Origin of the sequence: Aliidongia dinghuensis (assembly GCF_014643535.1) — a bacterium.
Lineage (GTDB): Bacteria > Pseudomonadota > Alphaproteobacteria > ATCC43930 > CGMCC-115725 > Aliidongia > Aliidongia dinghuensis.
The window spans coordinates 167,416-193,389 of record NZ_BMJQ01000005.1; the positions used below are offsets into that span (position 1 = coordinate 167,416).

Below are 25,974 nucleotides of genomic sequence, written 5' to 3' on the forward strand. Positions count from 1 at the left end.
CCGCGTCGCTGCCGTATTGATGCCACACTCCCCACGAAGCAGGGCTCGTGCGTTTGTTCTGGGTGTTGTGACCGGACGCGCAGTTGCGGTAGGGTGCCCGCCATTCCTTGAATTGGCCTCATCCTTCATGCGGTTGGATGCTCGTCGGACCGATTTCGGCTAGCGATTTTCATGAGGGGCGGCGGCCCGAGCACCTATTGGCAGGTAGGAAGAATATGAAGCGAACTGTCGGGCGGGAATTCCTGGGTTTCGCGGCAATGATCGCCCTCGCGCTGTTCTCGGGCGCGGCGCTGGCGGATCAGCCGCATGATTGGCAGATGGGTCTGCAGCAAATGGTGACCCCGGTCGGCGACCGGCTTGCCTCGCTGCACAACTTGCTGCTCTGGATCATCGGCACCATTACGCTGTTCGTCGCCGTCCTGCTGCTTTACGTCGCGATCCGGTTCCGCGCGTCGAAGAACCCGGTCGCCTCCAAGACCTCGCACAACACGCTGATCGAGATCGCCTGGACGGTCATTCCGATCCTGATCCTGGTCGTGATCGCCTTCCCGTCGTTCAAGCTGCTCTATTTCCAGGAGCGCGTGCCCGATTCGCCGCTCACCCTCAAGGTCACCGGCCTGCAGTGGTACTGGCACTATTCCTATCCGGACAATGGCGACTTCGGCTTCGACAGCTACGGCATCGAGGACAAGGACCTGAAGCCGGGCCAGGAGCGCCTGCTCGACGTCGACAATGAGGTGGTCCTGCCGGTCAACACGAACGTACGCGTGCAGATCGCCGGCAACGACGTGATGCACAGCTGGTTCGTGCCCTCGCTCGCCGTGCAGAAATACGCTGTCGTCGGCCGCCTGAACGAGGTCTGGCTCAACGTCGAGAAGGAAGGCACCTACTACGGCGAGTGCAACCAGATCTGCGGCGTCAACCATTCCTACATGCCGATCAAGATCCACGTCGTCTCCAAGGACGAGTTCCAGAAGTGGGTCGAGACGGCGAAGCAGAAATTCGCCCGCGAAGACGGTGCGCCGCCTGCGGTGAAGCTGGCCGCGGCACAATAATCAATTGGCAAGCCCCGGGCGCGCGGCGATCCTCTGCAGCGCCCGGAACAAGCCCCCGTTAGGAGAGGACCGAAGGGCAAGACCATGGCTGAAGCAACCCACGCTCACGACGACCACGGGCATCACCACCCCGGTTTCGTTCAGCGCTGGCTGATGTCCACGAACCACAAGGACATCGGCACGCTCTACCTGATCTTCTCGGTGGTGGCCGGCCTCATCGGCGGCGCCTTCTCCGTGATCATGCGCATCAACCTGCAGCATCCGGGCGCGCCGCTGTTCCACGACGACCACCAGCTCTACAACGTGATCGCGACCGCCCACGGTCTCATCATGGTGTTCTTCGTGGTCATGCCTGCCATGATCGGCGGTTTCGGCAACTGGTTCGTACCGCTCATGATCGGGGCACCCGACATGGCGTTCCCACGGCTCAACAACATCAGCTTCTGGCTGCTGATCCCGTCCTTCGCGCTGCTCCTGGGCTCGGCGTTCGTCGACGGCGGCGCCGGCACCGGCTGGACGATCTACCCGCCCTTGTCGAGCAAGGCCGGCCATCCGGGTGCGGCGGTCGACATGGCGATCTTCTCGCTGCATCTGGCCGGCGCCTCGTCGATCCTGGGCGCCATCAACTTCATCACCACGATCATGAACATGCGCGCGCCGGGCATGACGCTGCACAAGATGCCGCTCTTTGCCTGGTCGGTGCTCGTGACCGCGTTCCTGCTGCTCCTGTCGCTGCCGGTTCTGGGCGGCGCCATCACCATGCTGCTGACCGACCGCAACTTCGGCACGACCTTCTTCGACCCGGCCGGCGGTGGCGACCCGATCCTGTTCCTGCACCTCTTCTGGTTCTTCGGCCACCCCGAGGTGTACATCATGATCCTGCCGGGCTTCGGCATGATCAGCCACATCATCTCGACCTTCTCGAAGAAGCCGATCTTCGGCTACCTCGGCATGGCCTATGCCATGGTCGGCATCGGCGTCGTGGGCTTCGTCGTGTGGGCGCACCACATGTACACGGTCGGCCTCGACCCCGACACGCGCGCCTATTTCACGGCCGCGACCATGGTCATCGCCGTGCCGACCGGCATCAAGATCTTCTCATGGATCGCGACCATGTGGGGCGGCTCCATCGAGTTCAAGACGCCGATGCTGTTCGCGGTCGGCTTCATCTTCCTGTTCACCGTCGGCGGTGTCACCGGCGTCGTGCTGTCGAATGCCGGCCTCGACGTGGCGCTGCACAACACCTACTACGTCATCGCGCACTTCCACTATGTGCTGAGCCTCGGCGCGGTGTTCGCGATGTTTGCCGGCTTCTACTACTGGTTCGGCAAGATGTCGGGCCGGCAGTATCCGGAATGGGCCGGCAAGCTGCACTTCTGGCTGACCTTCGTCGGCGTCAACCTGACGTTCTTCCCGATGCACTTCCTCGGCCTCGCCGGCATGCCGCGCCGGTATGTCGACTATCCCGAGGCATTCGCGGGCTGGAATTACGTGGCGTCGATCGGCTCTTATATCTCGTACGGCGCGACGCTGTTCTTCGTCGCGATCGTGATCTACACGCTCGCCGCCGGAAAGAAGGTGGCGGCCAACCCGTGGGGCCCCGGTGCTACGACGCTTGAATGGACCGTGTCGTCGCCGCCGCCGTTCCACACCTTCAACGAGCTGCCGGTCATCAAGTAACCGGCGGTCTCGGGGACCTTCGATCCGGCCGCCGATCGCATGAAACGCGAGCGGCGGCCGGACGAGCTTCGGAATGTGATTGTGACTGACGTGACCTCCGCCGAGATCGGCTCCCGCAGCGTTCCCCTGAGCGAGGCGGGTGTCGGCGATTACTGGGCCCTCCTGAAGCCGCGGGTGATGTCGCTCGTGGTCTTCACCGGCTTTGCCGGCCTGTGGGTGGCGCCCGGGCATCTCCATCCGGTGCTGGCCGCGGTCGCGATCCTGTGCATCGCCGTCGGCGCGGGCGCGTCGGGCGCCATCAACATGTGGTACGACCGCGACATCGACGCGGTCATGAACCGGACCTTGGGCCGGCCGCTGCCGGCGGGCCGCATGCAGCCGAACGAGGCGCTCGCCTTCGGCGTGGTGCTGGCCGCGGGCTCGGTCATCCTGATGGGCCTTGCGGTCAATATCCCTGCCGGGCTGCTGCTCGCCGGCACCATCGGCTTCTACGTCTTCATCTACACCATGTGGCTGAAGCGCCGCACGCCGCAGAACATCGTGATCGGCGGGGCGGCCGGCGCCTTCCCGCCGATGGTCGGCTGGACCGCCGTCACCGGCGACATCGGCTGGCCGTCGGTCGTGCTGTTCGCACTCATCTTCTTCTGGACGCCGCCGCATTTCTGGGCGTTGGCGCTCTTCCGCTCGGGCGACTACCAGAAGGCGGGCGTGCCCATGCTGCCGGTCGTGGCGGGCCCGCGCGAGACCAAGAAGCAGATGCTGATCTACACGATCGTGCTCTGGCCGATCGCGGTCGCCCCCTATTTCATGGGCATCGCCGGGCTCGTCTACCTGGCGCTCGCGGCCGTGCTGTCGGCCTGCTTCACCGCGTTCGCCGTCATGGTCTGGTTCGACCGGACCGACAAATGGCCGAAGCGGATGTTCGGCTTTTCGATCCTCTATCTCTTCCTGTTGTTCGCGGTCCTGATCCTGGACAGCGTGCACGGCAGGTTCATCGGCTGATGGCGCCCATGTCGATCTCGATCGAGGAGTTCCTCAAGCGGCGCAAGGCGCGCAACCGGGCGATGCTCGCAGTCCTGGTCGGGCTCTGCGTGCTGTTCTACCTCATCACCATCGTCCGGCTGATCCATTAGACCGATGCCGCGTCCGCCCTCCTCCCCTCGCGCTTCGGCTTCCCGCAACACCCGCACCCTCTTGGTGCTGGTCGGCGCGGTCGCGGCCATGACCGGGCTCGCCTTCGCCTCGGTGCCACTCTACCGCGTGTTCTGCCAGGCGACCGGCTTCGAGGGCACGACCCAGCGCGCTTCCCAGGCGCCGGGGGCGGTCGGCGGCAAGCTCTACACCGTCCGCTTCAACGCCGACGTGTCGCCCGATCTGCCGTGGCGCTTCGAGCCGCTCCAGCCCTACGTGCGCGTGCATCCGGGCGAGCAGACGCTGGTTGCGTTCCGGGCCACCAACAAGTCGGACCACCCGATCACGGGGACCGCGACCTTCAACGTGACGCCGCTCACGGTTGGTGCCTATTTCGACAAGATCGAGTGCTTCTGCTTCACCGAGCAGACGCTCGGGCCGGGCGAGACCGCCGACCTGCCGGTCACGTTCTTCGTCTCGCCGGAGATCCTCAAGGACAAGAACACGCGCGATATCGACGCGATTACCTTGTCTTACACGTTTTTTCAGGCCAAAAATCCGACGAAGCCGACGGCGGAGAACCGGGCAGGGGGATCTCAGTCGGCGCCTGTTCAGGTTGGCGCGGTCGCACCGGCCGCCGCTCCGTCTTCACCTCGTCCCGCGAAAGAGTCTTCCCGATGAGCGAAACCACCGCCGGTCATCCCAAGCACCAGTTCCATCTGGTCGATCCCAGCCCCTGGCCTCTGTTCTCGTCGCTGTCGGCCGGCGTGCTGGCGGGCGGCGCGGTGCTGGGCATGCATGAGCACGGCTGGTGGGTCGCGATCATCGGCTTCCTGCTCGTGCTGTTCTGCATGTTCAACTGGTGGCGCGACGTCATCAAGGAAGCGGTGGTCCAGCATCATCACACGCCGATCGTCCAGCTCGGCCTGCGCTATGGCATGACGCTGTTCATCTCGTCCGAGGTGATGTTCTTCGTCGCGTTCTTCTGGGCGTTCTTCTCGTCGAGCCTCTATCCGGTCGGCGGCGTCTGGCCGCCCAAGGGCATCGTCCCGTTCGACCCGTTCCACCTGCCGTTCCTGAACACGCTCATCCTCTTGCTCTCGGGCACGACCGTCACCTGGGCGCATCACTCGCTGATCGAGGGCGACCGCAAGGGCCTGCTCCAAGGCCTCGGCATCACCGTGCTGCTCGGTCTCACCTTCACCTGCCTGCAGGCGATCGAGTACAGCGACGCGCTGTTCCATTTCGACGGCAACATCTTCGGCGCCACCTTCTTCATGGCGACCGGCTTCCACGGCTTCCATGTCATCGTCGGCACGCTGTTCCTCGCCGTGTGCTGGATCCGCGCCTACAAGGGCCAGTTCAAGCCGGACCATCACTTCGGCTTCGAGGCGGCGGCCTGGTACTGGCACTTCGTCGACGTGGTGTGGCTCTTCCTGTTCCTCGGCGTCTATGTCTGGGGCGGCCACGGCATCGTTCCGCCGACCGAGTAAACAGCGTCAAGGTACCGGCCGGCGCCCTGCCGGCCGGCCCGATTTCCATGGCGGCGACCGTCTGCCGGGCCTGATGCCGGCGACGGTGCCGCCATTTTTCTTGGAAGCCCGTGCTTCGGCCCGGCTCCGCCCGAGTGCCCGGCATGTCCACGATCCAGTTCCTGAAGACCCGCTTCCGCTTCACCTTCTGGCCGACCGTCTTCACCATCCCGGCGATCCTGCTGACGATCGGGCTCGGCACCTGGCAGGTCCAGCGGCTCGCCTGGAAGACGGCGCTCATCGCCGACCGCGAGGCCGCCCTCTCGGCCCCGCCGGCCGCGATTCCCGACAGCGGCGAAGGGGCGCAAGCGCTGGACTTTCACCGAGTCGCGGGCGAGGGCACGTTCGATAACGACAAGGAACTCTACATCGGCGCTTTCTCGACGCGCGATGTCGAGGGCTACCAGGTCGTAACGCCGTTCCGTCTCGCCGACGGCAAGATCGTGCTCGTCAATCGCGGCTGGGTGCCGGAGGCGCGCAAGGACCCGGCGAAGCGGCCGGAGGGCGAGATCCAGGGGTCGACCACGCTCGACGGCATCCTGCGCGTGCCGGTCGTGCCGAAGAGCATCTTCAGCTGGCTGGTGCCGACGCCGGTCAACCGGCCGAACGAGAATTTCTGGTTCTACGTGGACGTGCCCGGCATGGTGGCCAAGGTGGGCCTCGATCCAGCGCAAGTGCTGCCGTTCTACATCGAGGCCGGCCCGGCGAAGAACCCCGGCGGCTTCCCGGTCGGCGGCCAGACGCGCATCGCGCTGCCGAACGACCATCTGCAATATGCCATCACCTGGTACAGCTTCGCGATCATCCTGGCCGCGATCTATTTCATCTATCACTACCGCAAGCCCGGCCCCGCGCCGGAAGGGAAGTAAGCCGGAAGGGAAGTAAGGTGCATGCGATGACGCCCTATCAGCAGCTCGAAACCCGATTCGCCCGCCGCGGCACGCTCCAGGAGGCCTTGGCCGTGCTGGGCTGGGACCACAGCGCGATGATGCCGTCGGGCGGCGCCGGTGCCCGCGCCGAGCAGGTCTCGACGCTCGAGGTGATGGCGCACGAGATCCTGACCGCGGCCGAGCTGCCGGACCTGTTCGTCGCGGCCGAGGGCCAGAACGAGCTCGACCCGTGGCAGCGCGCCAACCTGAAGGAGATGCGGCGCGATTGGCTGCACGCGACCGCGGTGCCGGCGCGCCTGGTCGAGGCGCTGACCAAGGCCAGCCTCGACTGCGAGATGGCCTGGCGCCAGGCCCGCCCGGCCAATGATTTCGCCGGCATCCGGCCCAAGCTCGAGACCGTGCTCGGGCTCGTGCGCGAGACGGCGGCGGCCAAGGCGGCGAAGCTCGGCAAGCCGCTCTATGACGCGCTGCTCGACGCCTACGAGCCGGACGGCTCCGCGGCGGAAATCGACCGGCAGTTCGCCGCGCTTTCCGCCTTCCTGCCGGGTACGATCGGTGCCGCGATCGAGCGCCAGCAGTCGCATCCCGCGCCCGTGCAGCCGGAAGGCCCGTTCCCGATCGAACGGCAGAAGGAGGTGGGCCTGAAGTTCATGGCGGCCCTGGGCTTCGACTTCGACCATGGCCGGCTCGACGTCTCGGCCCATCCGTTCTGCGGCGGCACGCCCGACGACGTGCGCATCACGACGCGCTACGAAGAGGACGACTTCGCCCGTGCCATGATGGGCGTGCTGCACGAGACCGGCCATGCGCTCTACGAGCGCGGCCTGCCGGCTGACTGGCGGCGCCAGCCGGTCGGCCGTGCCCGCGGCATGAGCCTGCACGAGAGCCAGTCGCTGCTGATGGAGATGCAGGCCTGCCGCAGCCGCGAGTTCCTCGAGTTCGCGGCACCGATCCTGCGCGATACGTTTGGCGGCAGGGGGCCGGCGTGGGACGCCGACAATCTCTACCGGCTCAACACGCGGGTCGAGCGCAGCCTGATTCGCGTCGATGCCGACGAGGCCACATATCCGGCCCATGTCATCCTGCGCTATCGCCTCGAGCGTGCGCTGATCGAGGATCGGCTGCAGCTCAAGGATTTGCCCGGCGCCTGGAACGACGGCATGCGCGAGCTGGTCGGCATCGTGCCGCCGGACGACCGCGACGGCTGCCTGCAGGACATCCACTGGTATGTCGGGCTCTGGGGCTATTTCCCGACCTATACCTTGGGCGCGATGACCGCGGCCCAGCTGTTCCAGGCGGCGACGGCAGCGGATCCGTCGATCGCGCCCGGCCTCGCCAAGGGCGACTTCGCGCCGCTCTTGGGTTGGCTGCGCCGCAATATCCACAACCGCGCCTCCTCGGTCTCGGCCAGCGAGCTCCTGACCGACGCCACCGGCAAGCCGCTCGACACGGCGGCGTTCCAGCGGCACCTTGAGAACCGCTACCTCAAGGACTGATCCCCCAAGGCCGGCCCTGGGGTCTTGAATCGAGCTGCGACAGGTGTCATTTTAAAAACGACATCTGTCGGAGGAGCCATGTCGGCCGTCAAGCATCGCGAGGCACCGGGCCCGGTGACGGAGCTGCAGCAGGTCGTGAACCTGCTTGGCGGCAACCGGGTGCTGCGCCAGGCGCCGGCGAACACGATCGATGCGCATCAGCTGCTGCTGGCCGGCCTGCCGGAAACGGCGCTCCGGCATCTCGTCGACAAGCTCCTGGTGCTGGCGAAGACCGAATCGCTCGAGAAAGCGGTCGGCATGAGCCTGCGCACGTTCCAGCGCCTCAAGGACACGCCGGCCAAGCATCTGAGCGTCGAGCAGAGCGGCCGGGCCTGGAAGTTCGCCGAGATCCTGGCCAAGGCGACGGCCGTGTTCGGCTCGCAGCGCGAGGCCGAGCTGTGGCTCGAGCGACCGGCGGTCGGGCTCAACCAGGAACGGCCGATCGATCTGCTGCAGACGCCGGCGGGCGTCGAGCTGGTCGAGGCGTTCCTGCGCCGCCTCGAGTACGGCGTCTACGCTTGACGCCGCTGCCGGCGGCGCTTGGCGGCGCCAGCCTTGTCGCCTGGCGCCTCGACCAGGCGAAACATGCCCAGACCTGGGACAGCGGCGAGGGCGCCTACCAGGTCGGCGGCCGCTGGAACAGCGCTGGCGTCCGTGCGGTCTATTGCTCGCTCGATCCCGCGACTGCGATCCTGGAAGTGGCGGTGCACAAGGGGTTCGCGACGCTCGATACCGTCGCCCATGTGCTGACGTCGCTCACCGTGCTCGATCCGGCGGCGGTCCATGTCGTCGAACCCGCGACCGTGCCCAATCCCAACTGGCTCCGCCCCGGCATCCCGAGCGCCGGCCAGCAGCGCTTCGGTGACAGCCTCATCGCACAGCACAAATTCGTTGTCATCCCGAGCGCCGTCTCGACGCACAGCTGGAACCTGATTTTCGACCGGGCGGTCGCGGATGGCGCCTATCGCCGCGAGACACAGGAACCATTCGCGCTCGACACGCGGCTGCATCCGCCGGCCCGCTAAGCGGTTATCGTCTGCACCGTTCGCGGTGCTGCAATGCACAATCACCGCTCGTGAATATCGGCCGCTCTCCCATATGGTCTTGTGCATCGGCGCCGATTTGCTCCTCAGCTTGCGGGCGCCTTACAAATACGGCTAAAGCGGGGGTGGACCTCGAAATGGGACCGCCCGGCTGGCTGCCGTGGCGGTTTTTGTTTTCGGGGGATGACCTATGGCCAACGGCGGAGCGATCCAGCTCGAAGCGCTCGGCAAACGGTTCCTCGGGCCCTCAGGCGAGGTCTCGGCGCTCGACGACGTGTCGCTCGACATTGCCGAGGGCGAGATCTTCGGCGTCATCGGCCGGTCCGGCGCCGGCAAGTCGACCCTGCTGCGCGCTATCAACCTCCTGGAACGGCCGGACCGCGGCCGCGTCATCGTCGGCGGCACCGACCTGACGGCGCTCTCGGCAGAGGCCCTCCGGCACGAGCGTCGGGGCATCGGCATGATCTTCCAGCATTTCAACCTCCTGGCCCGGCGCAGCGTGTTCGACAACGTCGCCCTGCCGCTCGAGCTCGCCGGCCTGCCGAAAAGCGAGATCCGCGCACGGGTGACACCGCTCCTGGAGCTCGTCGGCCTCGCCGACAAGGCGGGGCAGGTGCCGGCGAAGCTGTCGGGCGGGCAGAAGCAGCGGGTCGGCATCGCCCGCGCGCTCGCGGCCGAGCCGAAGATCCTGTTGTCCGACGAGGCGACCTCGGCGCTCGATCCGCAGACGACCCGCTCGATCCTGACGCTCTTGAAGGACATCAACCAGCGGCTCGGCCTCACCATCGTGCTCATCACCCACGAGATGTCGGTGGTGCGCGAGATCTGCGACCGGGTCGCCGTCATGGAGCAGGGCCGCATCGTCGAGCTGGGCTCGACCTTCGACGTGCTGACCCGGCCCGCCCATCCGCTCGCCCGCGAGATCGCGCGGGGCTTGGAGCCGGAATTGAAGCTCGACCAGCTGTTCGGCGAGCGCTTCTCGACGCTGCCGGTGACTCAGTCGATGCCCGGAGGCTCGACCATCCTGCGCATCACCTTCACCGGGCCCAATGCCGAGGCGCCGGTGATCGCCGACCTGGTGCGGCGCTTCAATGTCGACCTCAACATCCTGTCGGGCACCATCGACTATATCCAGGGCCGGCCCTACGGCGTGATGAAGGTCGAGGTGACCGGCGCCGTCGAGGCGGTCCTGGCCTATCTCAAATCCCTCGAACTCGGTGTGGAGGTGCTGGGCCATGTCCGCAGCGCTCTTAGAACAGCTCTTTGACAGCCTGAACGACACGCTGTTCATGGTCGGCACCGCCTCGCTGGTGGCGCTGATCCTGGGCACCCTGCTTGGCGTCGTGCTGTTCGCCACGACCGAGCGCGGGCTCTGGCGCCAGCCGGCGGTGAACCGCGTGCTGGGCGCGCTGGTGAACGCCACGCGCTCGACGCCCTTCATCATCCTGATGGTCGCGATCATCCCGTTCACCCGCCTCATCGCCGGCACCTCGATCGGCACTGGCGCCGCGATCGTGCCGCTCGCCGTTGCGGCCGTGCCATTTTTCGCGCGGCTCGTCGAATCGGCGCTGCGCGAGGTCGACCGCGGCTTGATCGAAGCGGCGCAGGCCATGGGTGCAAGCCCACGCCAGATCCTAGGGAAAGTGCTGCTGCCCGAGGCGCTGCCGGCGCTGCTCCGGGGCCTGACGCTCACCATCATCAGCCTGATCGGCTATTCCGCGATGGCCGGTGCGGTCGGCGGCGGCGGCTTGGGTGATCTCGGCATCCGCTACGGCTATCAGCGCTTCAACCCGACGGTCATGGTCGCGGTCGTGGCTGTGCTGATCGTGCTTGTCCAACTGGTGCAGAGCCTGGGCGATTTCGCGGCCCGACGCCTGCAGAAGAAATAGGGGGATCTTTCCGCGATGAAGTTCAAGTACCTGGCGCTCGCTGCCGCGGCGCTCGTCTCTACTATGTTGGTAAGTGGGGGCGCCTCCGCCGAAACCATCAAGGTCGGCGTCACCGGCGGCCCGCATGCCGAGATCATGGAGGCGGTCAAGGCCGAGGCCGCCAAGGCCGGGCTCGACATCAAGATCGTCGAGTTCGCCGACTACATCCAGCCGAACGCGGCGCTGGCCCAGGGCGACCTCGACGCCAATTCCTACCAGCATCAGCCGTTCCTCGATCAGCAGGTTGCCGACCGCGGCTACAAGATCGTCTCGGTCGCGAAGACGGTCGTGTTCCCGATGGGAATCTATTCCAAGAAGATCAAGAGCCTGGCCGACCTGCCTAACGGCGCTCAGATCGGTATCCCGAACGATCCGACCAACGGCGGCCGGGCGCTCCTGCTGCTGGAGCAGGCGGGCGTGTTCAAGCTCGACCCGTCGAAGGGCCTGAAGTCGACGCCGCTCGACATTACGGAGAACCCGAAGAAGGTGAAGATCGTCGAGATCGAGGCGCCGCAGCTGCCGCGCACGCTCGACGACCTCGCGGCCTCGGCGATCAACACGAACTATGCGCTGACCAGTGGCCTGACGCCGGCCAAGGACGCGCTCGTGCTCGACGGCGCCGACTCGGCTTACGTCAACGTGCTGGCGGTGCAGGCGAAGGACCAGGACAAGCCCTGGGTCCGGCAGCTGATCGCCGCCTACCACTCGGACGCGGTCAAGGCGTTCATCGACCAAAAGTACCAGAAGTCGGCCATCCCGGCCTGGTGATTGCCGAGTTCCTCTCTGCCCCATGGGGGCGGAGAGGAATGAACTCCGGCCGAGCCGCACCTTAGGCGCAGGGGCGGCATCGGGTCGCGTCAGTTGCGGCGGGGTGTGGCGAACGATAGGGTTTCATCCATACCCCCCGTTTCGTTTGGATGCCGCCTTTGCGCTACATCAGCACCCGCCAACCGGCCGATCATCGCCACACGCTGGGCTTCGAGGATGTCCTGATCGCCGGCTTGGCGCCGGACGGCGGGCTCTATGTCCCGACCGAGATTCCCCAATTCTCCGCGGCCGAGATCCGCCGCTTCCGGCGGCTCTCCTATCCGGAACTGGCGGCCGAGATCCTGGCGCCGTTCGTGGGCGACGCGTTCCATCGCGACGAGCTGCTGGCGATCCTCGAGGATGCCTATGCCGGCTTCGACCATCGGGCGATCGCCCCCCTGAAGCAGCTGGGCTCGGGCGAATTCCTGCTCGAGCTGTTCCACGGGCCGACGATCGCGTTCAAGGACTATGCGCTGCAGGTGCTGGGCCGCCTGTTCGATGCCGTTCTCGCGCGCCGCGGCGAGCGGGCGACCATCGTGGGGGCCACTTCCGGCGATACCGGCTCGGCCGCGATCGAGGCGTGCCGCGACCGCGACAATCTCGACATCTTCATCCTCTATCCCCACGGCCGGACCTCGGCGGTGCAGCGGCGCCAGATGACGACGGTCGCAGCGCCCAACGTGCGCACGCTCGCGGTCGAGGGCAGCTTCGACGATTGCCAGGACCTGGTGAAGGCGATGTTCGCCGACGCGCCATTCCGCGCGCGCCATCGCCTCTCGGCGGTGAATTCGATCAACTGGGCGCGCATCGCGGCCCAGGTGGTCTATTACTTCGCCTCGGCCGTGGCGCTGGGCGCACCCGACGTGCCGGTCTCCTTTGCCGTGCCGACCGGCAATTTCGGCAATGTCTATGCCGGCCATGTCGCGCGGCGAATGGGCCTGCCGGTCGCCGAGCTCGTTATCGGCACGAACCGCAACGACATCCTCTATCGCTTCGTCGAGACCGGCGAGATGACGATCAGCGCGGTCGAGCCGAGCCTGAGCCCGAGCATGGACATCCAGGTGTCGAGCAATTTCGAGCGGCTGTTGTTCGAGGTCTCGGGCCGCGACGGCACTGCCTTGGCCGCGATCATGGCGAGCTTCCGCAAGACCGGCCGCCTGCCGGCGAGCCCGGAGGCCTGGGCTGAGACCCGGGCGCTCATCCGCGCCCACCGCGTCGATGACGAAGAAACGCGCGCCATGATCCGCGAGATCCATCGCGAAACTGGCGAGCTTCTGGACCCGCACAGTGCCATCGCCGTCGCCGCCTCGCGCGCCAAGGGCCTGAAGGACGGCACGCCGCGCGTGGCGCTCGCCTGCGCGCATCCGGCGAAATTCCCCGACGTGGTCGAGGAGGCGACCGGCATCTACCCGTCGCTGCCGGCGCATCTGGCCGATCTCATGACGCGGGCCGAGCGCGAGACGCCGATCGCGAACGATCTGGCCGCGGTCGAGGCCTATGTCGCGGCCAACGTACCCGGGTTCAACGGTGTTGGGACCAACGAGGCGTCGGCATGAGTGCCCGCATCACCACGCTCAAGAACGGCCTGCGCGTCGTCTCGGACACGATGCCCGGGGTCGAGACCGCCTCGCTCGGCGTCTGGGTCGACGTCGGCACGCGCCACGAACCGGCCGAGATCAACGGCGTCGCCCATCTCTTGGAGCATATGGCGTTCAAGGGCACCGAGCGGCGCTCGGCCCGACAGATCGCCGAGGAGATCGAGAACGTCGGCGGGCACCTGAACGCCTATACCTCGCGCGAGCACACGGCCTTCTATGCCAAGGTGCTGAAGCAGGATGCGGCCTTGGGCATCGACATCCTGGCGGACATCCTGCAGCACTCGACCTTCGAGCCGGACGAGCTCGAGCGGGAGCGGACCGTCATCATCCAGGAGATCGGCCAGGCGCAGGACACGCCCGACGATGTGATCTTCGACCGGTTCCAGGAACGGGCCTATCCCGGCCAGGCGATGGGCCGGCCGGTGCTGGGCGAGGCCGAGATCATCCGCACGATCGGCCGCGACGCGGTCGCCGGCTACATGAACCGGCATTACTCAGCCGACCGGATGGTGCTGTCGGCCGCCGGCGCTGTCGACCACGGCCGGCTGGTCGAGCTCGCCGAGCGTGCCTTCGTGGCGTTGCCGCCCTATCAGGGCGCGCCGGCCGAGCCCGCACGCTATGCGGGCGGCGACCTGCGCGACGAGAAGGACCTGGAGCAGGTCCATCTGGTGCTGGGCTTCCCGGGCGTCTCCTACACGGACGAGGATTATTACGCTGCCTCCACGCTCTCGACCGTGCTCGGCGGCGGCATGTCCTCGCGCCTGTTCCAGGAGATCCGCGAGAAGCGCGGGCTCGTCTATACGGTCTATTCCTTCGCGTCCTCCTATGCCGACGGCGGCGTGTTCGGCGTCTATGCCGGGACCGGCGAGGACGAGGTCGAGGAACTGATGCCGGTCCTGTGCGACGAGATCGTGAAGGCCGCCGACACCATGACCGAGGCGGAGGTCGCCCGCGCCCGCGCGCAGTTGAAGGCCAGCATCCTGATGGGGCTCGAGAGCACGTCGGCGCGCTGCGAGCATGTGGCGAGCCAGCTGCTGATCTATGGCCGGCCGATCGACACGCCGGAGCTGGTGCGCAAGATCGACGAGGTCGATCTGGCAGCGGTCGGGCGCGTCGCCCGGCGGCTATTCTCGGGTGCCCCGACCTTCACGGCGCTCGGGCCTATCGGCAAGGTCGAGAGCTTCGACCGCATCCTGGACCGCCTCAAGGCGTGAGCGAGCCGGCCATGGCGCTTCGGACCGGCCACTGACATGCCCGACGTACCGCGTCTCGCCGGCTTCTTCGCGGTCCATCCGCCGTCGGTGCGGCTCGAGGGCGAACGGGTCATGCTGCGGCCGCCGGATCGCGGCGACTGGGCGATATGGAGCGAGCTGCGCTCTGCTTCGCGCGCCTTCCTGCAGCCGTGGGAGCCGGCCTGGAGTGACGATGCGGTCGGCAAGGCCGCGTTCCGTCGGCGCCTCGCCCGCTATGCGCTCGATTGGCGCGACGACGAGGGCTACGCCTTTTTCGTGTTCGACAGCCACGGCGACGAGCTCGTCGGCGGCATCGGCCTCTCGAACGTCCGGCGCGGCGTCGCCGAGTCGGCAAGCCTCGGCTATTGGATCGGTGAGCGCTTTGCGCGCCAGGGCTACATGACCGAGGCGCTCAGGCTGATGCTGGGCTTCGCCTTCGATCGCCTGCACCTGCACCGGGTCGAGGCCGCCTGCCTGCCGAGCAACGCGCCGAGCCGGGGCCTGCTCATCAAGTCCGGCTTCCGGGAAGAGGGCTACGCCCGGAAATACCTTTGCATCGACGGCCTGTGGCAGGATCATGTGCTCTACGCGCTGCTGCGCGAGGAATGGCTCTCGAACCGCGGCGGCGGCCGCTGACGCATTCTGCTGCCGAACCCTCCTGCCCCTGAACCATCCTGACAGAACGCTGTCAGGAGCGCTTCGCTAGTCTCTCCCCATGCGCTGCTGATCGGCGGCGCAAACCCAAGAGGGAGCAACACCATGTCCACCGCCACCGCCCGCCCGCATGCCGCCGTCTGGATCGAGATTCCGGCCGACGATCTCGACCGCGCCGCCCGGTTCTACGGGACGATCCTCGCGACCGAGCTTCGCCGCGAGCAGATCGGCGAGAGCGAGCTCGCAATCCTGCCCTACGGCGAGGCCGGATCGGGCGGCGCCATCGTCAAGACGCCCGACATGGCGCCCGCGGCGAATGGCACGATCGTGTTCCTGAATTGCGACCAGGGTCTCGACCGGGTGCTGGCCCGGGTCGAGACCGCGGGCGGCCGCATCGAGGGCGAGGTCGTGACCCTGCCCGGCGCCATGGGCCGCTACGCCCGTATCCGCGATTGCGAGGGCAATCGCGTCGGGCTGCACGAGCGCGGCTGAGACGGGGACGGAGGCACCCATGCGCAGGGCCGACCGGCTCTTCCGCATCGTCCAGGCCCTGCGCGGTGGCCGGCTGGTCACCGCGCAGCAGCTGGCCCATCGGCTCGAGGTGTCGGAGCGCACGATCTACCGCGACGTGCGCGACCTCATGCTCTCGGGTGTGCCGATCGAGGGCGAGGCCGGCGTCGGCTACGTGCTGCGCCGCGGCTTCGACCTGCCGCCCCTGATGTTCGAGCGGCACGAGATCGAGGCGCTGGTGCTGGGGGCGCGCATGGTCCAGGCCTGGGGCGGCGCCGGGCTTGCCGAGGCGGCGGGCGAGGCGCTGCAGAAGATCGCCGCCGTGACGCCGCCGGCCTTGGCTGAGCGGTTCGAGCGGATCCTGCTCTATGCGCCCGGCTACAAGATGCCGCCGGACCAGCGCCGGCGCTTCGATCTGGTGCGCGCGGCACTCGACGGCCGCAAGCTCGTCGATCTCGCCTATCGGGCGAAGGACGGTGCCGAGAGCCGGCGCCGCATCCGGCCGCTCGGCCTCTATTTCTGGGGCGGCGTCTGGACGCTCGCCGCCTGGTGCGAGCTCCGCAACGATTTCCGGACGTTCCGGCTCGACCTCATGACCGGCTTCGAGCCGCTCGAGGAGACGTTCCGGGCCGAGCCGGGCCGGACGCTGGCTGACCTCATGGCCCGGATGAAGCGGCCGGCGGAAGAGGGCGCTCCGGCGGCCTGAGCCCGGCCGACGCGCCCGGTCGGATCGGGCGCCTTAGTCCGGTGCGCTCAGCGAGATCAGCGGCGTGCCGGCCTTGGCGAGCGCCGCGGCGGCGGCCGGCGAGGCGGCGTTCTTGACGATGAGCCGGCAGCGCCGGGGCAGCAGGGCCTTGATCAGCTTCGTGACGGCGGCCGTGGGATTGTCGCCCAGCAGCCGTGCCTCGATCGTCACCAGCGGCGCCGTGATCGGCAGGTGGTTCACGAAATTCGGGTCGATGGTCGGCAACTCGAAGGCGACGGCCCGGAACAGCGACGACACCATCATGGTGACATCGGTCAGGCGCGCCCGGGCGGTGTCCCGGCCCAGCTCGCAGATCTCCACGACCAACCGCTTCTTGCCGGGCCCGCCCAGCGTGCGCGCCACCTGCAGCCAGTGCTCGGCCTCGCGGCGGTGCGTCAGGGTGGCGAGCCGCACGGGGGTGAGCAGCAGGTCCGTGCGATTCTGCTTCAGCTCCGCCAGCACCCGTTCGGCGGCACCGGTCAGCAGCAGGAGCTCCGTCTGCGAGACGAATTCGGTGCGGCCGAGCGCCAGCAGGGTCGACTGCGCCTCCTCGAGCTCGGCGGGCAGGCGGGTCATTGTGATGGGCGCTGCCTGCAGGCTGTCGGTCATGACCGACTGGAACCAGACCTCGGCCGTCGTGAGCCGCGCGCGCATCGCCTTGACGGCAGCCTCCTCGAGGCGCTTGCGCTCGCGCGTGAGGCGCGCTTCGAGCGCGTTCACGATCGCGTTCTCCGGCACCATGTCGTCGGCATCGACCTCGACCGTGGTGGCAAAGCCGGTGACGTCGGTTTCGGCCATCTCGGGGAACTCGCCGACCAGGCGCGCCCGGATCTCGGCCGCGATGGTGCGCGCCTTGAACTGGGCCTCGCTCTCGTCGAGCTCGGCGAAGCAGACGAGGAATCCGTCGTCTGACGTGCGGCTGAACACGTCGGTCGGCCCCAGATGGCCGCGCAGGATGTTCTCGGCCACCTGGAACGAGCGCTCGGCGAGTGCCGGCCAGCGCTCGCCGATCGCGGCGCGCACCTCGGCGAGGCCGACCAGCTGCAGCTTGCCGGCGACGACGGTGCCGTGCTGGCCGCCGCCCTGCAGCGCGCGGCGCAACGCCTGCTCGAAGCTCTTGTCGACGGCTCTCTGGGTGCGTTCGGTCAGCATCATGACCCGATAGGGCCGGCCGTCGGGCTGCGGGATCGTCGTCACCGCAATGTCGCCCGCCACGATGTCACCCTTGCGTCGCCGAAGACGCGCGGACATGCGGCAGGTCATCTCGTCGCTGGTCGTCACCTGGCGTTCGACGATCGGCCGTTCGGCCGGATCGATGATCTCGGTGAAGGGCTTGCCGATCAGGTCGAACACGCTCCAGCCGAATTGGCGCGTGACGGCGGTGTTGACCATGGCGAAACGTCCGTGGTCGTCGATCACGCCCAGCGCCTGGTCGATGACGCCGAACACCGAGGCGAGCAGCCGCTGCGTCGTTTCCCGCTCGGTTTCGGCGCGCTTGCGCGCCGTGATGTCGCGGCCCAGGCGGAAGAAATGCGTCGGCGTGCCCGCGGGCGACAGCACGGCGATGGTGCTGACCTCCATCCAATAGGGTTTGCCGCTCTTGGTCGCGGCGATCGCTTCGAGCTGCACCGGCTCGCCGGTCTCGGCGGCCTCGCGCATCTGGGCGAGCACACGCGGCAGGGATTCGGGCGGGTAGAGGATGCCGATGCGCTGGCCGAGAAGATCGCGCACGGCATAGCCCGAGACGTGCGCGGCTGGTTCGTTGGCGTCGAGGATCATGGGGCCGCCAGGCGCGGCCAGGTTGGCATCCGTAACGAGGATCGTCTGTCCCGACTTCGCAATGAAGGTTCGAAGCAGCGACAGGAGCTCTTGGTCCGTTAAGGCTGTATCAGCCATCGGTCCTCTTTCGGCCGAAGATGAAAAGGTCTTGGGTGAACGCCGAACGATCTTCGATCAGAATAGGGCTTCGCCGGTTCAGCGCAAAGCTGTATTCGGATCCCGATACGGCTTAGGCGTGTCCAGACTCGATCGAGAGCATGCGGGCGTCAATGCCGAGACGGGCGATCGCGCGCTCCCATTTCGTGTCGTGCACATGGTCGAACACGATCGATTCGTCGGCCGGCGCATGAAGCCAGCTGTTCGCCTGGATTTCGCCGTCGAGCTGGCCCGGCCCCCAGCCGGCATAGCCCAGTGCCAGCAAGGTCTGGCGCGGACCCCGGCCCTTGCCGATCGCCCGCAGGATGTCGAGTGTCGCGGTCAAGGCCAGGTCGTGCCCGACGATGAGCGTGCCTTCCTCGACATAGTCACAGCTGTGCAGGACGAAGCCACGTGCCGTCTCGACCGGTCCGCCGAAATGCACCTTGGTCGGCTTCAGCTCCAGCTCGGTATCGACCGACAGATGCTCCATCAGTTCGGGCACGGTCAGGCTGTCGAGCGTCTTGTTGATCACCAGGCCCATGGCGCCGTCGGGCGTGTGGGCACAGATATAGATGACCGACTTGTGGAAGCGCAGATCGCGCATCTGGGGCATGGCGATCAGCAGCTGTCCCGTAAGATAGCTGCTTGAAGGCCCTTCAGGGCTCGCCGACATGATCGTCGAAGGATTTGCCGTCCGTCCCATGGTTCACAGATAGCGCTCGATCGGGGTGGTCGCAAGCGGCAAGGGCCGGTGTTGTCCGGTCGCGACAAGTTGAACCTGGACAGGGACCCTGTTGCGGTACAAGAACGTCACCATGATTTCGAGGTTCCGGCCGGCGCGGCTCGCCGCACTCATCGCCTTTTTCCTGTCCGTGCTGGGCCTGCCCCTGATCGGCACGGCGCGGGCGGACGACTACGCGTCTGATTGGGCGCATACCGACCAGGGTGCTGCTCGGCTCGTGGTCGCTCCCGGCCAGGACGGGGCACTTCGCCTCGGCCTCGCCTTCAAGCTCGAGCCGCATTGGAAGATCTACTGGCGCTCGCCTGGCGATGCCGGCCTGCCGCCTTCGGTCGACTGGGCGGGCTCGGAGAATGTCCAGATCGGCGATTTCGCCTGGCCGGTGCCCGAACGGTTCGAGCTCGCCGGGCTCGAGACCTTCGGCTACGAGGGCGAGGTCGTGCTGCCGATCGCGGTGACCGTGCCGCATCCGGGCGAGCCGGTGCATTTCAAGGCCGCGGTCGATTTCCTCACCTGCCGCGAGCTGTGCATCCCGAATGACGTGGCGCTCGATGTCACCGTGCCGGCCGGGCTCGAGGGGCCGGGACCCTACGGCGATCTCATCGACCGCTACCAGGCCCGGGTGCCGGGCGACGGCAGTGCCGCGGGCCTGACGCTCGAGACGGCCGCGGTCGGCGGCGCCGGCAAGGCGGCGCGACTCGATCTGACGCTCCGGGCCACGCCGGGGCTGGTCCAGCCCGATGCGATCGTCGAGGGCGCGTCGCCCGTCGTGTTCGGGCGTCCGACCCAGGCGGCCGGCGGGCTCGAGACGCATCTGGTGCTGCCGGTGCTCGACGGCGCCGACGTGATTGCGAAGCTCGCGGGCAAGCCCTTGACCGTGACTGTGATCGACCGCGCAGCCCCGGCCGAGGCGCCGCGGGCCGCGACCGTCACGCTGGCCGCAACCCCCTTGGCCGAGACCGGTCCGGCGCTGGGCGGCCTTGCCCTCACGCTGGCGATTGCCGTGCTCGGCGGCTTCATCCTCAATTTCATGCCCTGCGTCCTGCCAGTGCTGGCGATCAAGTTCCTGGCGCTGATCAACGAGGCAGGGCAGGGCCGCCGGCGCCTGCGGGCGGGCTTCCTTGCGACGGCGGCCGGCATCCTCGCCTCGTTCCTGGTCATGGCGGCAGCACTCGCGGCGGCCAAGTCGGCCGGCCTGTCGGTCGGCTGGGGCGTGCAGTTCCAGGAACCGGTGTTCCTCGCGGCCCTGGCGGCACTCGTGACGCTGTTCGCCTGCAACCTCATGGGCTGGTTCAAGATTGGCCTGCCCTGGTGGCTCGCTGGCCGCCTGCAGGCCGGCGGCGGCTCTCTCGCCGGCAGCTTCCTCGCCGGCGCCTTCGCGACCCTGCTCGCCACCCCCTGCTCGGCGCCGTTCCTCGGCACAGCGGTGGGATTCGCACTCGCCGGCGGGCCCGGCGATATCTTCCTCGTCTTCACTTGCCTCGGCATCGGCTTGGCGCTGCCCTATCTCGTGGTCGCGGCCGTGCCGGCGCTCGCTCGCCTGCTGCCGCGGCCGGGCTATTGGATGCTGACCCTGCGCCGGCTGCTCGGGCTGCTGCTCGCCGGCACGGCGTTCTGGCTCGTGTGGGTGCTGGGCGAGCAGGCCGGCTCGGCCGCGGCCGGCGTGGTGGCACTGCTTGGCGTCGCCGCTGCCGCCGCTCTGGCGCTTCGGCATCGCTATCCGCGCCTCGGCCGTACCTCGGCGGCACTCACGGCCGTGCTGCTCCTCGGTATGCTGGTGCCGCCGGCGGTGCTTGGCCGGGGCGTCGAGGCGGCGGCTCCGGCTGCCGGCTGGGCCCGGTTCGATCCGGCCGCGATCGCGCCGGCCGTCGCCAAGGGACAGGTCGTGTTCGTCGACGTGACGGCGAGCTGGTGTCTCACCTGCCAGGTGAACGAGCGCCTAGTGCTCGACAAGCCGGCCGTGAAGGCGCAACTGAGCTCGAGCGGCACCGTCGCCATGCGTGCCGACTGGACCCGGCCCGACCCGGCGATCGCGGCCTTCCTCAAGCGCTACGGCCGCTACGGCATCCCGTTCAACGTCGTCTATGGCCCGGGGGCGCCGGACGGTCTGCCGCTCTCGGAGGTGCTGACGACTGACGCGGTCGAGGCAGCCCTCGCCAAGGCCAAGGGTGCCGCCCGTTCCTGAGGCGCGTGATTTTGTAAAAAGCTGCGGTTAAGGTCGCTGCCAGTTTCCTCTCCAGCGAAAAGGACGAGCCATGACGATCAAGGTCGGTGAGAAGATTCCCTCGGTGAAGCTCAAGCACATGACCGTCGACGGGCCGAAGGATGTGCTGTCGGACGAGCTGTTCGCCGGCAAGAAGGCCGTGCTGTTCGCGCTGCCTGGCGCCTTCACGCCGACCTGCTCGGCCAAGCACGTGCCGGGCTTCGTGCACAATTTCGACGCGCTCAAGACCAAGGGCGTCGATCTCATCGCCTGCCTCTCGGTCAACGACGTTTTCGTCATGGGCGCCTGGGGCAAGGACCAGAAGGCCGAGGACAAGGTCCTGATGCTGGCCGACGGCAATGCCGACTTCACCAAGGCGGTCGGGCTCAATGCCGACTATTCCGGCTATGGCATGGGCACGCGCTCGCAGCGCTATGCCATGGTGCTGGACGACGGCGTGGTGCAGGCGCTCAACGTCGAGAAGCCGGGCGCCTTCGAAGTGTCGAACGCCGAGACGATCCTCGAGGCGCTTTGATCTAGGCGGCTCCGCAACCCTCACCCTCCCGCGTGCCGCGGGAGGGTGAGGGCGCTTCAAGCAAACGAGATCAGCCCACCGTCTTTGCCGCTGCCTCGCGGGCCTCGACCACGCCTTGGCGGGCGAGCGCGTCGGCCCGTTCGTTTTCCGGATGGCCGGCGTGGCCCTTGACCCAGATCCATTCCATCTGATGGCTCTTCAAGGCCTCTTCGAGCGCCAGCCACAGATCGATGTTCTTGACCGGCTTCTTGTCGGCGGTCTTCCAGCCGTTGCGCTTCCAGCCGTGGATGAAGCGCGTGATGCCGTCCTTGAGGTACTGGCTGTCGGTGTGCAGCCGGACCAGCGCCGGCCGCTTCAGCGCCCGGAGCGCCTCGATCGCCGCGGTCATTTCCATGCGGTTGTTGGTCGTCGGCATCTCGCCGCCGTGCAGTTCCTTCTCGACCGTGCCGTAGCGCAGGATGGCGCCCCAGCCGCCGGGGCCGGGATTGCCGCTGCAGGCACCGTCCGTGAAGATGTCGACGGTGGGCCGTTCCTGATCAGAGTCCATAATCTTCCGCATGCCTGACGGTTCGGTGGAACCGGAGTTTCTGGAGATATTCGCGCGGATCCTTGGGGCGGACGAGCGCGCCCGGCTGCTGGTTCAGCCAGTCGTAGAGCCGGGTCAAAAGGAAGCGAAGCGCGCTGCCGCGGGCGAGGATCGGCAGCGCCCGGCGCTCGGCCTCGCTCAACGGGCGGCGCGCCTGGTAGGCCTGGACGAGGGCCGTCGCCTTCACTGGATTGAAGCGCGCCTCGTCATCGAAGCACCAGGCGTTGAGGCAGATCGCCAGGTCGTAGGCCAGCGCCTCGGTGCAGGCGAAATAGAAATCGATGACGCCCGAGACCGCCTCGTCGCGGAAGAACACATTGTCCGGGAACAGGTCGGCATGGCAGACGCCGGTCGGCAGGTCCCGCGGCCAGGCTGCTTCCAGTGCTGCGAGCTCGGTCGCCAGCTCTCGAGCCAAGCCCGGGGCGACCTCGTCCGCCCGAGCCCGTGTCGCGTCGACCAGCCGGTGCCAGCCGGGCAGCGACAGGTCGTTCGCGCGCCGCATCGGGAAATCGGCGCCGGCCAGGTGGAAGCGGGCGAGCGCGTCGCCGACGCCCGCGCAATGGAACGGCTCGACCGTGCGCGGCCAGAGCCCCTCGAGGAAGCTGATAAGCACCGCCGGCCGGCCGCACAGCCGCCGGAGCACGCCGCCGTCGCGCGCCTTGATCGGCGTCGGGCAGCTAAAGCCGCGCGCGGCCAGATGCTCCATGAGGCCGAGGAAGAACGGCAGATCCGCCTCCTTCACCCGCTTCTCGTAGAGCGTCAGGATGAAGCTCGCCCGTTCGGTCTGGATCAGGTAGTTGGAGTTCTCGACACCCTCGGCGATGCCCTTGCAGGCGAGCACCGCGCCCAGATCGTAGTCGGCGACGAAGCGGGTCAGTTCTCCGTCGGAGACATCGGTGTAAACGGCCATCGTGCGCGGCGAACTCCTAAGGGCTGGCGCTGGAAGGGCGACGCGGCCGGACGGCGGTCCGGCGACGTCGCATCGGGGCGACAACCCATTGAACGGTATCGGGGGGCGGGCAAACAAGTGCCAACTGGCGGGGGCACGCACGCGTCGCCCAGAGTACCGGTGGGGGTGCCGGTGGGTGGGCTTGTGCGGACCGGCGCGGCCCCCTACAATCCGGCCCGCTTTTCCATGGTGTGTCTCGCACCGACCGGCCGGCTCGTCTCGAACGGCCCAACGCGATCTAGGTCCTTCATGCCCGTTCCGTCTTCCTTCCGCCGCACGCTCCGGCGTCGCATGGCGCCCCTCGCGCTGATCCTCGCCGCGGGCAGCACGATCGCCGGCTGCAGCTGGTTCAAAGGCGACTACGCCGACGCCAAATGCCCAGTCGTCGCCATTCCCGACGATCTGGCGCACGTGTCGCATTTCCAGGGCCAGGGCACCGACTTCGCCAATCTGGCGGTTTCCGCGCGGCTCAGCGACCTCAAGGGCGGCTGCACCTTCGACAAGGACGGCGTCACTGTCGACATGACCGTCTCGCTCGTGGCCCAGGCCGGGCCGGCGATGACGGATCGCAACGCCGACTTCGCCTATTTCGTGGCGATCCTCGATCCGAACGGTGCGATCCTCGCGAAGAAGGTGTTCCCCGCGCCGATCGACTTCCCGACGGGCCAGCAGCGCCGCGGCTCGGTCGAATCGATCACCCAGCGCATCCCGCTCGCGGACTTTCACAAGGCGGGCAATTACCGGGTCGAGGTCGGCTTCCAGCTGAGCCAGGAAGAGCTCAACTACAACCGCGGCGGCCACTGAGCCCATTTAGCCGGGCCCGGTTAGCTGCTGTGGGGGCCGCCCGCCCCCGCGGCGGCGCGGCGCCGTCTCACCACGCGCCGGGCGCCGCCGGCCAGCCGCTTCAGGCGCCGCCGGATGCTGACGCTGTCGAGCGGGTCGCGCTCCGGCTCCAGCACGACGCCGATCTCCGTGATGCGGTCGTCGTCGAGCGCGCGCACAATCAGGTCGACCAGGCCCAGATGGATCCGGTCGCCGATCACCGGGCGGCGGCCGATGCGCTGGCGTAGGAACACACCGACCGTCTTGGCACGGTCGCTGAGCGTCGCCGGCAGACCATAGAGATCGACGACCGTCGCCATGGGCACGTTCGGGTCGAGCACGAAGTCGCCAAGCGCCGTCTCGGCGAGCGGTCCGCGCCGTTCGGCGAATAGCTTGTCCAGCATCTCCAGCGTCTCGGGCGGCGTCAGCGCCAGCACCACGTCATTCGGCTGCAGCCGGTCGAGCTGGGCCCGGTTCATCACCACGCCGTCGCGCAGCACCGCGATGATGCGCGTGCGCCGGGGCAGCGGCAGCTGCTCGAACGAACGGTCGAGCGCAGGGGCTCCAGCCGGCACGCGATAGGCCGAGATCTCGCGCGATCCGGCAGCTGCGATCTCCAGGTCGAGCCGGTGGCCATGCCGCTTGTCGCTCGGCATTTCGAGCCGAAGCCAGCGCGCGGCCGGCGCCACGGTCCAGCCCTGCAGCACGAGCGAGGCGAGCACGACCAGGAAGGCGACGTGGAAATAGACCTCGGAATGTGGCAGGCGCGCCAGCGTCGGGATCATGGCGAGGAAGATCGGCACGGCGCCGCGCAGGCCGACCCAGGCGATGAACAGGCGCTCCTGCACCGTGAAGCGGAACGGCGTGAGGCAGATCCAGACCGCGAGCGGCCGGGCGGCGAGGATCACGACCAGCGCCACGCCGAGGGCGGCCGGCGCCTGGGGCAGCAGGCGGTGCGGCGTCACCAGCAGACCCAGCATGATGAACAGCACGAGCTGGCTCAGCCATGCCATGCCCTCATGGAAGCGCAGGATGGTCTGGCTCGATTTCAAGCGGCTGTTGCCGGCGATGAGCCCGGCCAGATAGACGGCAAGGAAGCCCGAGCCGTCGATGAGCTGGGTCCCGGCGAACAGGCAGAGGGCGGCCGCCATGGCGAGGATCGGCTGCAGCCCGCCGGCGAGCGTCAGCCGGTTGACGAGCTGCACCAGCAGCATGCCGCCGCCGACACCGATCGCGGCCCCCAGCAGCGCCTCGCGCGCGAGATAGTACAAGAGCTCGGCGAAGGACTGGTCGCCATGGCCTGACGCCAGCGTGACGAGCGTCGTCGTCAGGAACACGGCGAACGGATCGTTGAAGCCGGCCTCGGTCTCGAGCGTGGCGGCGACGCGCTCGTTGATGTCGCGGCCGCGCTGGTGCAGCAGCAGGAACACGGCCGCCGCGTCGGTCGAGGACACGATCGCGCCGATCAGCAAGCCCTGGAGCCAGCCCAGCTGCAGCAGGAACACGGCGGCGGCCCCGGCGACCGTCGCGGTGACCGCGACGCCGACGCTCGCCAGCACGACGGATGGTCCGAGCGCCAGCCGGAACACCCGCCGGCGCGTATGCAGGCCGCCGTCGAACAGGATGAGCGCCAGCGCGGCGCTGCCGATCAGATAGGCGGTGCTGGTCGAGGCGAAATGCAGGCCGAGGCCGTCGTCACCCGCGACCATGCCCAGCCCCAGGAAGGCCAGCAGCAACGGGGCGCCCACGCGGGTCGACAGCATGCCGGCGACGATGCCCGCCAGCAGCAGCAGCGAACCGATGAACACGAGCTCGTGCGCCTGCTCCATCCCGCTTCCTCGAAATGTCGATGAGGCGATTGTACGAAATCGAATAGGGCAAGA

Annotated in this window: 26 protein-coding genes and 1 riboswitch; of the genes, 21 read left to right on the top strand and 5 right to left on the bottom strand. The window is 67.8% G+C overall.

Annotated features, from left to right (window positions below; all coding sequences use genetic code 11):
- Positions 1 to 215 precede the first annotated feature (215 nt).
- From coxB to IEY58_RS11340, 18 genes are all read left to right on the top strand, one after another.
- The gene (gene coxB / locus IEY58_RS11260) at positions 216 to 1,055 is read left to right on the top strand and encodes a cytochrome c oxidase subunit II (protein WP_189045684.1); all 840 of its coding nucleotides are present in this window, start codon (positions 216 to 218) and stop codon (positions 1,053 to 1,055) included.
- Between the two features lie 84 nt (positions 1,056 to 1,139).
- Entirely contained in the window at positions 1,140 to 2,735 is a 1,596-nt protein-coding gene (gene ctaD, locus IEY58_RS11265) for a cytochrome c oxidase subunit I (protein WP_189045686.1), read from the top strand.
- An 81-nt stretch (positions 2,736 to 2,816) separates the two neighbouring features.
- Positions 2,817 to 3,737, top strand: a complete 921-nt coding sequence (gene cyoE / locus IEY58_RS11270; RefSeq protein WP_407648387.1) for a heme o synthase — start codon at positions 2,817 to 2,819, stop codon at positions 3,735 to 3,737.
- Positions 3,737 to 3,868 (top strand): hypothetical protein, encoded by a 132-nt coding sequence (locus IEY58_RS34605; protein ID WP_268237564.1) that lies wholly within the window; start codon positions 3,737 to 3,739, stop codon positions 3,866 to 3,868. Before cyoE ends, IEY58_RS34605 begins: the two co-directional genes overlap by 1 nt.
- A gap of 4 nt (positions 3,869 to 3,872) precedes the next feature.
- Positions 3,873 to 4,547: a cytochrome c oxidase assembly protein gene (locus tag IEY58_RS11275; RefSeq protein WP_189045690.1), complete on the top strand. Its 675-nt coding sequence runs from the start codon at positions 3,873 to 3,875 to the stop codon at positions 4,545 to 4,547.
- Positions 4,544 to 5,359 (top strand): cytochrome c oxidase subunit 3, encoded by an 816-nt coding sequence (locus IEY58_RS11280; protein ID WP_189045692.1) that lies wholly within the window; start codon positions 4,544 to 4,546, stop codon positions 5,357 to 5,359. Before IEY58_RS11275 ends, IEY58_RS11280 begins: the two co-directional genes overlap by 4 nt.
- Before the next feature lie 143 nt (positions 5,360 to 5,502).
- On the top strand, positions 5,503 to 6,267 hold the full coding sequence (locus IEY58_RS11285) for an SURF1 family protein (protein WP_189045694.1): 765 nt from the start codon (positions 5,503 to 5,505) through the stop codon (positions 6,265 to 6,267).
- Between the two features lie 26 nt (positions 6,268 to 6,293).
- Positions 6,294 to 7,784, top strand: coding sequence for a carboxypeptidase M32 (locus IEY58_RS11290; RefSeq protein WP_189045696.1), 1,491 nt, complete (start codon positions 6,294 to 6,296; stop codon positions 7,782 to 7,784).
- 78 nt (positions 7,785 to 7,862) lie between these two features.
- Positions 7,863 to 8,345, top strand: coding sequence for a type II RES/Xre toxin-antitoxin system antitoxin (gene parS / locus IEY58_RS11295; protein ID WP_189045698.1), 483 nt, complete (start codon positions 7,863 to 7,865; stop codon positions 8,343 to 8,345).
- Complete coding sequence (locus tag IEY58_RS11300) at positions 8,342 to 8,848, top strand: RES family NAD+ phosphorylase (protein WP_189045700.1); 507 nt, start codon at positions 8,342 to 8,344, stop codon at positions 8,846 to 8,848. Before parS ends, IEY58_RS11300 begins: the two co-directional genes overlap by 4 nt.
- 79 nt (positions 8,849 to 8,927) lie before the next feature.
- A riboswitch (SAM riboswitch) is annotated at positions 8,928 to 9,005 on the top strand.
- Positions 9,006 to 9,056: 51 nt separating this feature from the next.
- A complete protein-coding gene (locus tag IEY58_RS11305) occupies positions 9,057 to 10,133 on the top strand; it encodes a methionine ABC transporter ATP-binding protein (protein WP_189045701.1) in 1,077 nt (358 codons plus the stop codon).
- Positions 10,102 to 10,755, top strand: a complete 654-nt coding sequence (locus IEY58_RS11310; protein ID WP_189045703.1) for a methionine ABC transporter permease — start codon at positions 10,102 to 10,104, stop codon at positions 10,753 to 10,755. Before IEY58_RS11305 ends, IEY58_RS11310 begins: the two co-directional genes overlap by 32 nt.
- Before the next feature lie 15 nt (positions 10,756 to 10,770).
- Complete coding sequence (locus IEY58_RS11315) at positions 10,771 to 11,562, top strand: MetQ/NlpA family ABC transporter substrate-binding protein (protein WP_189045705.1); 792 nt, start codon at positions 10,771 to 10,773, stop codon at positions 11,560 to 11,562.
- 158 nt (positions 11,563 to 11,720) lie between these two features.
- Positions 11,721 to 13,157, top strand: a complete 1,437-nt coding sequence (gene thrC, locus IEY58_RS11320) for a threonine synthase (protein WP_189045707.1) — start codon at positions 11,721 to 11,723, stop codon at positions 13,155 to 13,157.
- Entirely contained in the window at positions 13,154 to 14,413 is a 1,260-nt protein-coding gene (locus IEY58_RS11325) for a M16 family metallopeptidase (protein ID WP_189045709.1), read from the top strand. Before thrC ends, IEY58_RS11325 begins: the two co-directional genes overlap by 4 nt.
- 36 nt (positions 14,414 to 14,449) lie before the next feature.
- Entirely contained in the window at positions 14,450 to 15,067 is a 618-nt protein-coding gene (locus tag IEY58_RS11330; protein ID WP_189045711.1) for a GNAT family N-acetyltransferase, read from the top strand.
- Between the two features lie 123 nt (positions 15,068 to 15,190).
- On the top strand, positions 15,191 to 15,577 hold the full coding sequence (locus tag IEY58_RS11335; RefSeq protein WP_189045713.1) for a VOC family protein: 387 nt from the start codon (positions 15,191 to 15,193) through the stop codon (positions 15,575 to 15,577).
- 19 nt (positions 15,578 to 15,596) lie between these two features.
- Positions 15,597 to 16,301, top strand: coding sequence for a helix-turn-helix transcriptional regulator (locus IEY58_RS11340; protein WP_189045715.1), 705 nt, complete (start codon positions 15,597 to 15,599; stop codon positions 16,299 to 16,301).
- Between the two features lie 33 nt (positions 16,302 to 16,334).
- On the opposite strand, the gene IEY58_RS11345 is transcribed toward IEY58_RS11340, so the two are convergent.
- Positions 16,335 to 18,236 carry a PAS domain S-box protein gene (locus tag IEY58_RS11345; protein ID WP_189045717.1) on the bottom strand — a complete coding sequence of 634 codons (1,902 nt, stop codon included), beginning with the start codon at positions 18,234 to 18,236 and terminating at the stop codon, positions 16,335 to 16,337.
- A 112-nt stretch (positions 18,237 to 18,348) separates the two neighbouring features.
- On the bottom strand, positions 18,349 to 18,930 hold the full coding sequence (locus IEY58_RS11350; protein WP_189045719.1) for a YqgE/AlgH family protein: 582 nt from the start codon (positions 18,928 to 18,930) through the stop codon (positions 18,349 to 18,351).
- A 142-nt stretch (positions 18,931 to 19,072) separates the two neighbouring features.
- Between IEY58_RS11350 and IEY58_RS11355 the strand changes: the two genes are divergently transcribed.
- The gene (locus IEY58_RS11355) at positions 19,073 to 21,181 is read left to right on the top strand and encodes a protein-disulfide reductase DsbD family protein (protein ID WP_189045721.1); all 2,109 of its coding nucleotides are present in this window, start codon (positions 19,073 to 19,075) and stop codon (positions 21,179 to 21,181) included.
- A gap of 70 nt (positions 21,182 to 21,251) precedes the next feature.
- Complete coding sequence (locus tag IEY58_RS11360; protein WP_189045722.1) at positions 21,252 to 21,734, top strand: peroxiredoxin; 483 nt, start codon at positions 21,252 to 21,254, stop codon at positions 21,732 to 21,734.
- A 70-nt stretch (positions 21,735 to 21,804) separates the two neighbouring features.
- Here the strand turns inward: IEY58_RS11360 and rnhA are convergent, their stop codons facing one another.
- Together rnhA and IEY58_RS11370 are read right to left on the bottom strand one after the other, a co-directional pair.
- Entirely contained in the window at positions 21,805 to 22,281 is a 477-nt protein-coding gene (rnhA, locus tag IEY58_RS11365) for a ribonuclease HI (RefSeq protein WP_189045724.1), read from the bottom strand.
- A complete protein-coding gene (locus IEY58_RS11370; protein WP_189045726.1) occupies positions 22,271 to 23,230 on the bottom strand; it encodes a homoserine kinase in 960 nt (319 codons plus the stop codon). The genes rnhA and IEY58_RS11370 overlap by 11 nt, the downstream gene beginning before the upstream one ends.
- Positions 23,231 to 23,518: 288 nt before the next feature.
- Between IEY58_RS11370 and IEY58_RS11375 the strand changes: the two genes are divergently transcribed.
- Complete coding sequence (locus IEY58_RS11375; protein WP_189045728.1) at positions 23,519 to 24,073, top strand: hypothetical protein; 555 nt, start codon at positions 23,519 to 23,521, stop codon at positions 24,071 to 24,073.
- 20 nt (positions 24,074 to 24,093) lie between these two features.
- On the opposite strand, the gene IEY58_RS11380 is transcribed toward IEY58_RS11375, so the two are convergent.
- Complete coding sequence (locus IEY58_RS11380) at positions 24,094 to 25,920, bottom strand: potassium/proton antiporter (RefSeq protein WP_189045730.1); 1,827 nt, start codon at positions 25,918 to 25,920, stop codon at positions 24,094 to 24,096.
- Positions 25,921 to 25,974: the final 54 nt, after the last annotated feature.